Annotated in this window: 8 protein-coding genes, 5 pseudogenes and 1 riboswitch; of the genes and pseudogenes, 4 read left to right on the top strand and 9 right to left on the bottom strand. The window is 38.7% G+C overall.

Annotated features, from left to right (window positions below; all coding sequences use genetic code 11):
• The 6 genes and pseudogenes from FGQ53_RS10520 to FGQ53_RS10495 all read right to left on the bottom strand — a co-directional run.
• A pseudogene (locus tag FGQ53_RS10520) lies at positions 1–101 on the bottom strand (IS5/IS1182 family transposase); the annotation flags it as partial.
• Positions 102–139: 38 nt separating this feature from the next.
• Positions 140–211, bottom strand: a pseudogene (locus tag FGQ53_RS10515) (DUF421 domain-containing protein); the annotation flags it as partial.
• Positions 208–663, bottom strand: coding sequence for a DUF3290 family protein (locus FGQ53_RS10510; protein ID WP_138338617.1), 456 nt, complete (start codon positions 661–663; stop codon positions 208–210). The pseudogene FGQ53_RS10515 and the gene FGQ53_RS10510, both read right to left, overlap by 4 nt.
• A gap of 120 nt (positions 664–783) precedes the next feature.
• A complete protein-coding gene (locus tag FGQ53_RS10505; protein ID WP_138338615.1) occupies positions 784–1,425 on the bottom strand; it encodes an SdpI family protein in 642 nt (213 codons plus the stop codon).
• Positions 1,426–1,692 (bottom strand): autorepressor SdpR family transcription factor, encoded by a 267-nt coding sequence (locus FGQ53_RS10500; RefSeq protein WP_138338612.1) that lies wholly within the window; start codon positions 1,690–1,692, stop codon positions 1,426–1,428.
• A complete protein-coding gene (locus FGQ53_RS10495; protein ID WP_138338609.1) occupies positions 1,676–2,575 on the bottom strand; it encodes a CPBP family intramembrane glutamic endopeptidase in 900 nt (299 codons plus the stop codon). The genes FGQ53_RS10500 and FGQ53_RS10495 overlap by 17 nt, the downstream gene beginning before the upstream one ends.
• A gap of 218 nt (positions 2,576–2,793) precedes the next feature.
• On the opposite strand from FGQ53_RS10495, the gene FGQ53_RS10490 reads away from it, so the two are divergent.
• The 4 genes from FGQ53_RS10490 (at position 2,794) to FGQ53_RS10475 (ending at position 6,311) form a co-directional block, all read left to right on the top strand.
• A complete protein-coding gene (locus tag FGQ53_RS10490) occupies positions 2,794–3,621 on the top strand; it encodes an exodeoxyribonuclease III (protein ID WP_138338606.1) in 828 nt (275 codons plus the stop codon).
• Between the two features lie 11 nt (positions 3,622–3,632).
• A complete protein-coding gene (locus tag FGQ53_RS10485; protein ID WP_138338603.1) occupies positions 3,633–4,019 on the top strand; it encodes a bleomycin resistance protein in 387 nt (128 codons plus the stop codon).
• Positions 4,020–4,249: 230 nt separating this feature from the next.
• Positions 4,250–4,345, top strand: a riboswitch (purine riboswitch).
• Positions 4,346–4,467: 122 nt separating this feature from the next.
• The gene (locus FGQ53_RS10480; RefSeq protein WP_138338600.1) at positions 4,468–5,049 is read left to right on the top strand and encodes a xanthine phosphoribosyltransferase; all 582 of its coding nucleotides are present in this window, start codon (positions 4,468–4,470) and stop codon (positions 5,047–5,049) included.
• Positions 5,049–6,311 (top strand): nucleobase:cation symporter-2 family protein, encoded by a 1,263-nt coding sequence (locus tag FGQ53_RS10475; protein ID WP_138338597.1) that lies wholly within the window; start codon positions 5,049–5,051, stop codon positions 6,309–6,311. The genes FGQ53_RS10480 and FGQ53_RS10475 overlap by 1 nt, the downstream gene beginning before the upstream one ends.
• Positions 6,312–6,357: 46 nt before the next feature.
• Here the strand turns inward: FGQ53_RS10475 and FGQ53_RS12060 are convergent.
• The 3 pseudogenes from FGQ53_RS12060 to FGQ53_RS10455 all read right to left on the bottom strand — a co-directional run.
• A pseudogene (locus tag FGQ53_RS12060) lies at positions 6,358–6,818 on the bottom strand (DpnD/PcfM family protein).
• A pseudogene (locus FGQ53_RS10460) lies at positions 6,815–7,578 on the bottom strand (DpnI domain-containing protein). Before FGQ53_RS10460 ends, FGQ53_RS12060 begins: the two co-directional pseudogenes overlap by 4 nt.
• Before the next feature lie 106 nt (positions 7,579–7,684).
• Positions 7,685–8,297: pseudogene (locus FGQ53_RS10455) on the bottom strand (IS5 family transposase); the annotation flags it as partial.

Here is an 8,297-nt window from a genome sequence, read left to right as displayed (position 1 = left end):
AGACAATCAAGCATCAGTTGAAACGTCGCTTTTTTAACACCTATCAACAATTTGAAATTCTCTGAGTTTAATTTTAAGGCTTTTTCGTATGTTGTTTCCATAGCTTTAGTATACCACTTTTGAGTTACCGAACAAGTCTATTGATAACAAAAACAAGCGAGAAGAGCCCCAAGGCCAGTTTAATTAAAATTTCCATATAGTTGAGTGTCATTTGTTTACCTCCACCAATTCAATAGCGTCTGTTTGATGCAATTCTAATTTCTCTAAAAGATACTTGTCTGGTTCGCTCCCGTTCATGGCACGGTAGAAATCTGAACCTACCTTGACAAGCGCTCCATCAGTGGCTGCTGAAGTGTTGACGTAAACTTCTGATTTATCCACTCCCAAGTCTTTGGAAACAACCTCTATGAAATGAAGGGAGGTTTGAAATTGGTTGTTTGAGGCTTGATTTGTCTGGTATTTTGAGATTGTCACCAAAAGCATGGCCACCAAAGTCAAGGCCAAAATCATGACCAATTCCCGAAATTTAGTTCCTTTTTTATCTCGATAAGCCTTAAAAGCAAAAAATCCTGTGATAGCTAGGAGCACAATCCCAAAGCCAATCATAATTCCATTTTGCTGACTGATTTGGCTGAGTACATAGCCATAAGAGTAGAATTTCATCTATTTCCCTTCATAAAATCATTCTTAATTATAAATGAAAGAGGGTGATTTTTCAAACCATACGTTGGGGAAATAGGCATATCAGACCAACTTCTCAAACTAATGACTCCAATAGCTATTTCAAGATTCTGATTTTGATAATTGATATGAATAAACACCAGGCATCAACACCACAAGTAGAAGTGTCAAGAAAAACACCCAGTAAACATATATTTGAACAAAGGAATTTAGAAACAATAACAATCCTCCTAACACCCAAATTTTTCCAGCTAATCGATGTGTTTTTCTCCAGTTTTTATCACTCTCCAAGGTCCACGGAAGTCGAATACCGATTATATAATTTTTGCGTGTTTTGGGTAGATAATTTCCAATTACGATCATCAAGACTCCCATAAAAATCTGAGCTAGAAGCCCACTCATCATGGAATACCCCAAAGATTCTCCGTAGATAGAAATCATTGATAGACAAGATACAAAAGGAATAATCCAGTAAATCAAAACTTGTATTTTTGAACTGATATTGCTAGATTTAGGATCCTTAATCATTAAAAATAGAAGCAACCAATGCATCAAAAGCATGAGAGCAGGCAATCCAAAGATAGCAAACACTTTATGATTGTAGCCATCTGCTTGACCCAGTAGATTAAAATGAGTGGGTATCTTCTCTGGCAATTGATACCAGAAAACACAACCTACAAGGGAAGATAGTAGGATGAGAATACTCGTAAATAATAGCAATTTCTTATTGATTTTTACCTTCATCTAAAGATCTCCTTTCAAATCTGCTAACCACACCATCATATCCTCTAAAACCGATGTATTTAACTCATAATAAATAAAGTTTTTTTCTTTCATTTCATGAATCAAATCCGCTGCTTTCAAAATCGTGAGATGGTGTGAAATAGTTGCATTAGTCAACTCGAATTGACTGGCAATTTCTCCTGCAGATAATCTACCTGCTTTGAGTAAATTTAAAATCTCTCTCCTAACTGGATGAGATAAGGCTTTAAAGCTATTTGCAAAACCCATAATGCCTCCTTTCCCTTTGTAATATTAGTAGGGCTAAGAATAAGCAAGGTAGAACTGATAGCATTCCGGTCGGTGATGGGCCTAAAATCAAGAGGCTTGAAACTTTTTCTCCTGGTAATTGAAAGAGTAACCCAATACCTGCAGTTGCATCGATTGCCCCATGAAATAGGGCAGAAGCCCAGATAGAACCTGTCTTTTCCAACAACCAGCTCAACAATATTCCTACGCTAAAACAAAATAGAAACATCGCAACAACTCCCAAAACAGGATAAGCAAAATAAGTAAGGCCATAATTATATCCTTGCAAATTGATTGGTAAATGCCATAGACTCCAAATGAGAGCAAGTAAGACATGAGTCTGGACTAGTGAAAAGCGTCCTCTTAGCACTGGGTAAAGATAGCCCCGCCAACCAATTTCCTCCCCCAATGCAAAGAAACTATTAAGAAAAGGAGCGTAGGTCAAACTAGCTAGGATTTGAATCAAAGCCAAGAAAGATAAGGGAATCGGTGATTGAAGGACTCCTTTTTCTTGTAAAATAGCTTGAATAGATTCAAAACCAAGGCTGAAATTGCTAGGAAATACAAGAAAATAAAGTCCTGCTCCTAAAAAACTGATAACTGCTGGTAACCAGATAGCTAGTAAGTAAAAGCTCCAGTTCCTCTTGAGATTCACGACTAATTTAGATTTGATTCCACTAGGTTGATTCGTGATTTTCCCTAAGAGAAAGACTGCAAGCGCAGGCATCCACATGGCTACAATACTAGCAAGCTGACTCCATGGAGAACTTACACCAACACCATTTAGCCATAGTGTCAACCATACTATCCAAGCAAGTCCATAAGACAAAACTACAAAAAGAAGGATTGTTCTCTTATTTGACATATTTGTACACTTCGCTTTCTATTTAGATGTTTTTCTAAATAACATTATGCACCTTTCCATTCTAAATACAATAACTATTTAGATTTTTTTCAAAATAGTTTCAAGAGTTTTTGTTTTCTAAGGATAGAATATAAAGAATAAGTTTCCAAACTAGAAACTCGCTGGCTTTACTTTTTTTTGATAAAATATAAGAAATACATCTAGAAAAGGTACATACTATGAAACTCATCTCATGGAATATTGATTCCCTCAATGCAGCCCTAACTAGTGACTCAGATCGCGCTAAGTTATCCCAAGAAGTCCTACAAACCTTGGTAGCCGAAAATGCTGATATCATTGCTATCCAAGAAACCAAGCTTTCTGCCAAAGGGCCTACAAAGAAACACTTGGAAATTTTAGAAGAACTCTTCCCAGGCTACGAAAACACGTGGCGCTCTTCCCAAGAGCCTGCCCGTAAAGGCTATGCTGGAACCATGTTCCTCTATAAGAAAGAACTTACACCAACTATCAGCTTCCCAGAAATTGGTGCCCCTTCTACCATGGACTTAGAAGGCCGTATCATCACTCTAGAATTTGATGAATTTTTTGTGACCCAAGTTTACACACCAAACGCTGGCGATGGCCTCAAACGCTTGGAAGAACGTCAAGTCTGGGATGTCAAATATGCTGAGTACTTGGCTGAACTAGACAAAGAAAAACCAGTCCTTGCGACTGGTGACTACAACGTAGCCCACAATGAAATCGACCTTGCAAATCCTGCCAGCAACCGCCGTTCACCAGGATTTACCGACGAGGAACGTGCTGGATTTACCAACCTTTTAGCAACTGGATTTACGGATACCTTCCGCCACATTCACGGCGATGTTCCAGAACGCTACACTTGGTGGGCACAACGCAGCAAGACTTCCAAAATCAACAATACAGGCTGGAGAATCGACTACTGGCTAACAAGTAACCGCATCGCTGACAAGGTCACTAAATCTGATATGATTGACTCAGGTGCTCGCCAAGACCACACACCCATTGTCATGGAGATTGAGCTCTAAGGAGAAAGCTAATGGACTATCAAGCTGTCATTCCTGAATTTGTAGTATCTGACCTCGAAAAGTCACGCCACTTCTACTGCGACTTGCTGGGATTTTCTGTCGAATACGAGCGTCCAGAGGAGAAATTTCTCTTCCTCTCGCTTGAAGACTGCCAACTTATGCTAGAAGAAGGCAGCACAGAAGAATTAACCCAACTAACCTATCCTTTCGGGCGCGGTTTCAATATTTCCTTTGGCATTGAAGATGTCCCTCAGCTCCACCAAAAACTGCTGGAAGCTGACTATCCTATCCATCGTCCGCTGACCAAAAGAGAATTTCGAGTGGGAGATAGCTTTATTTACCTTCATGAATTTGCAGTTTTGGATCCAGATGGTTATTTTTTAAGATTCAGCGAGTAGAAAAATAGAGACTGGAAAAATCTTTCAAATCAGAAAAAGGCATATTGTCAAGTCTTGAAAAATCTTGATAATATGCCTTTTATGATAAAAAATCTTCTAAATGTTAGCCAATAAGTTGATTTTTGTCCATTTTTCTTCAATTTGTTCGTTTTTTACCCCAAAACAATAACAAAACATTTGATTTCTAAAGTTATTTAGTGTAAAATAAAAACATTGGCTCAAGCCTATTTAAAATTGAAGATCGTTTTACTTGTTTATGTCGTGAATTGGCACGACGTTTCTACAAAGTGCCGGAACACCTAACAATAAGTAAGTTAGCTTGAGGGGATGGGCTTTTTGCCATGCCTATTTTGGGGACTTACTTAAAGATTAAGTAGGTCCTTTTTCTATTTCTTGCTAGAAACTCTAAACAAGCAAATGGATTAGCTTTTAGACTTTAGGAGGTCTTATGAAATTATTAGAAGAGCGCATCCTCAAGGATGGGCATATCTTGGGTGACAACATTCTCAAGGTGGATTCCTTTTTAACTCACCAAGTTGACTTTAGCTTGATGCGAGAGATTGGTAAGGTTTTTGCGGAAAAATTTGCTTCTGCTGGTATTACCAAGGTCGTGACCATTGAAGCGTCAGGCATTGCCCCAGCCGTTTTTACAGCTGAAGCCTTGAATGTACCCATGATTTTCGCCAAAAAAGCTAAAAACATTACCATGAACGAAGGTATCTTAACTGCCCAAGTCTACTCCTTTACCAAGCAGGTGACTAGCACCGTTTCCATCGCTGGAAAATTCCTCTCACCAGAGGACAAGGTCTTGATTATCGACGATTTCCTTGCTAATGGCCAAGCTGCCAAAGGCTTAATCCAAATCATCGAACAAGCTGGAGCAAAAGTTGAAGCGATTGGTATCGTGATTGAAAAATCTTTCCAGGATGGTCGTGATTTGCTTGAAAAAGCAGGGTATCCAGTCCTATCACTGGCTCGTTTGGAACGTTTTGAAAACGGTCAGGTCGTATTTAAGGAGGCAGATCTCTAATGCAAAAACAAGAAAAACACTCACAAGCTGCGATTTTAGGGCTTCAACACCTATTGGCAATGTACTCAGGTTCTATCCTGGTTCCTATTATGATTGCGACAGCTCTTGGCTATTCAGCTGAGCAGTTGACCTACCTAATCTCCACAGATATCTTCATGTGTGGGGTGGCCACCTTCCTTCAACTCCAACTCAACAAATACTTCGGAATTGGACTACCAGTCGTTCTCGGAGTTGCCTTCCAATCCGTCGCTCCTTTGATTATGATTGGTCAAAGCCACGGTAGCGGTGCTATGTTTGGTGCCCTTATCGTTTCAGGGATTTATGTGATTCTGATTTCAGGCATCTTCTCAAAAGTTGCCAATCTCTTCCCATCTATCGTAACGGGCTCTGTCATTACCACGATTGGATTGACCTTGATTCCTGTCGCTATTGGAAATATGGGAAATAACGTCCCAGAGCCAACTGGTCAAAGTCTCTTGCTTGCAGCCATCACTGTTCTGATCATCCTCTTGATCAACATCTTTACCAAAGGATTTATCAAGTCGATCTCCATTTTGATTGGTCTAGTTGTTGGAACTGCCATTGCTGCTAGCATGGGCTTGGTTGACTTCTCTCCTGTTGCAGCTGCACCACTTGTCCATGTCCCAACTCCACTCTACTTTGGGATGCCAACTTTTGAAATCTCCTCTATTGTCATGATGTGTATCATCGCAACGGTGTCTATGGTTGAGTCGACTGGTGTTTACCTGGCCTTGTCTGATATTACCAATGACCCAATTGACAGCACGCGCCTTCGCAACGGTTACCACGCAGAAGGTTTGGCCGTACTTCTCGGAGGAATCTTTAACACCTTCCCTTACACAGGATTTTCACAAAACGTTGGTTTGGTTAAATTGTCAGGCATCAAGAAACGCCTACCAATCTACTACGCAGCCGGTTTCCTGGTTCTCCTTGGACTTCTTCCTAAGTTTGGCGCCCTTGCACAAATCATTCCGAGCCCTGTCCTCGGTGGTGCTATGCTGGTGATGTTTGGTTTTGTATCTATTCAAGGGATGCAAATCCTCGCCCGCGTCGACTTTGCTAACAATGAACACAACTTCCTTATCGCAGCTGTATCAATCGCTGCAGGTGTCGGACTCAATAACAGTAATCTCTTTGTCAGCATGCCAACAGCCTTCCAAATGTTCTTTTCAAACGGAATCGTCGTAGCCAGCCTACTCGCCATTGTCCTCAATGCCGTATTAAATCATAAAAAGAAATAAGAAAAAGAGGTGTAAGCCTCTTTTTTGTGTGACAAAATAAAAACATCTACTCATATATGCTAGTCTCATAGTCCTGAAAATCATCTGCATCAAGAACAATTTCACAACTCTTATACTTTTCTCTTACAAGTCGTTCCGCTTCATCTGGATTTTCAGCCTCTATACTTACTAAACGGGTTAGAGTTTCTGTAATTTCTACTGTATAGTTTTTCATCTTAAGTTTCTCTCCAATAACTCACTTATTAGCAATAATCTATGTTTTGGGCTTTCCAACCACTCTGGTAATTCATCTCCATATTCCCAGCTATATTTTTTATTCAATAAAGAAAGTTGTTTCTCATCACCAAACTCCATATTTTCAGATAACCACCTCACACAATCAGGGTCTGATAAAGTATAAACCATTACACATAAGTTTTCATAATTACTCTCTGTTTCATAATCAGGCCAGATGACTTTTAAGAGATCATACACCTCTTCTGATGCAACAAGTTGTTTAATTTTCATAATTTCCGATACTTTCCTCTACCTTTAAATTCTATTATTTCTTTGTCTCTTAATATTTGAAGCTGTTGCCTAATCTTTTCTTTGATATGATTGTTCTTAACAAAGATATTTTTTAGGTCACTTTCAAAACGATACATATCTTCAAGGGTAAATTCTGAACCCTCTATCTTATCTATACAATTTAGAATTTCTATTGTCCAACCTCTTACTGAAAGAGAGTTCTTCCTTAAAAATAACTTTGCTTAAATTCTTTTGTAACTTTTTCTGGATCTCTAACTTGTCCATTTTTCACAAGAAATATTCTTCCTTTAGAAGGTACTTGTGATAAATCAATGTTACAACCAATCCAACCTGCTCGTCTAGCTGTTGGCGCAAGTGGCTTCCTTTGAATAATTGATTTCGGTGTAACAAATTGCTTTGGAAGAACCAGAAAATTATTTACCTCAAAATTTTTTGTATAAGTTAAAAAAAAGAAATTAGGATTATTATCTGCCTGAACACGCTCCATCATCGTTGCATAAGCACCATCATTGATTGTTGATGAAAAATTTCCTTTTTTGCTCTTTAGTTCAAACTCCTCACTACAATGATTACAGTAAAAATCTGCTACAGGCCGATTATTTTCAAAATGATTTAAGGGATTGTTCCCACAATTAGGGCAATAAGACTGACGATAAACCCAATCCTCCGTTAAGATACGTGCCTTTTGGCTATTACTTTTATAGGTTTCTACTAATTCTAAATTAAAGTGTAATTCCATTTAAAAATTCCTCACTAATATGAGAATTCACTCGATATAAGCAATTAAAATCTACTATAACTAGTATACCACAATATGTACCTATTACATTAGGCTTCCTGCGAAACTAAAATCCTAGTTCACGGTTGATAATTCCAGCAATCAAATTCATTCGTAATCCAAACCGTTTGCGTCGATTTCGATAGGTTGTTGAAAATATTTTAAACGTTTTTACTTTGGCAAAAATATTCTCAACCTTGATTCTCTCTTTAGATAGCACATGGTTATAGGCTTTATCTTCAAGAGTTAGTGGCTTAAGTTTGCTTGATTTCCTCGGAGTTTGCGCTTGTGAATACATCTTCATGAGTCCTTGATAACCACTGTCTGCCAAGATTTTACCAGCTTGTCCGATATTTCTGCGACTCATTTTGAACAACTTCATATCGTGGCAATAGTTCACAGCGATATCCAAAGAAACAATTCTCCCTTGGCTTGTGACAATCGCTTGAGCCTTCATAGCATGACATTTCTTTTTACCAGAATAATTGGCTAGTTGATTTTTTTAGGACGATTGATTTTTACCTCTGTTGCATCCACAATCACCGTATCCTCAGCATTAAGATGAGTTTTTGAAATCGTAAAACCACTTTGAATAAGAGTTGCTTCAACCCATTGACTCCGACGGATTAAGTTGCTTTCGTGAATGCCAAAATCAGCCGCAATTTGTTCATAAGTGCGGT

Source organism: Streptococcus mitis (genome assembly GCF_005844455.1).
GTDB classification, from domain to species: Bacteria; Bacillota; Bacilli; order Lactobacillales; family Streptococcaceae; genus Streptococcus; species Streptococcus mitis_BF.
The sequence above is the reverse complement of the archived record's forward strand: the minus strand, read 5'-3'. Positions and strand labels throughout refer to the sequence as shown.

What these genes read in the sequence shown, in the direction of transcription:
- FGQ53_RS10505 (WP_138338615.1), bottom strand. Translation starts at nt 1,425, where the DNA reads ATGAAGGTAAAAATCAATAAGAAATTGCTATTATTTACGAGTATTCTC.
- FGQ53_RS10490 (WP_138338606.1), top strand. Translation starts at nt 2,794, where the DNA reads ATGAAACTCATCTCATGGAATATTGATTCCCTCAATGCAGCCCTAACT.
- FGQ53_RS10485 (WP_138338603.1), top strand. Translation starts at nt 3,633, where the DNA reads ATGGACTATCAAGCTGTCATTCCTGAATTTGTAGTATCTGACCTCGAA.
- FGQ53_RS10500 (WP_138338612.1), bottom strand. Translation starts at nt 1,692, where the DNA reads ATGGGTTTTGCAAATAGCTTTAAAGCCTTATCTCATCCAGTTAGGAGA.
- FGQ53_RS10510 (WP_138338617.1), bottom strand. Translation starts at nt 663, where the DNA reads ATGAAATTCTACTCTTATGGCTATGTACTCAGCCAAATCAGTCAGCAA.
- FGQ53_RS10480 (WP_138338600.1), top strand. Translation starts at nt 4,468, where the DNA reads ATGAAATTATTAGAAGAGCGCATCCTCAAGGATGGGCATATCTTGGGT.
- FGQ53_RS10475 (WP_138338597.1), top strand. Translation starts at nt 5,049, where the DNA reads ATGCAAAAACAAGAAAAACACTCACAAGCTGCGATTTTAGGGCTTCAA.
- FGQ53_RS10495 (WP_138338609.1), bottom strand. Translation starts at nt 2,575, where the DNA reads ATGTCAAATAAGAGAACAATCCTTCTTTTTGTAGTTTTGTCTTATGGA.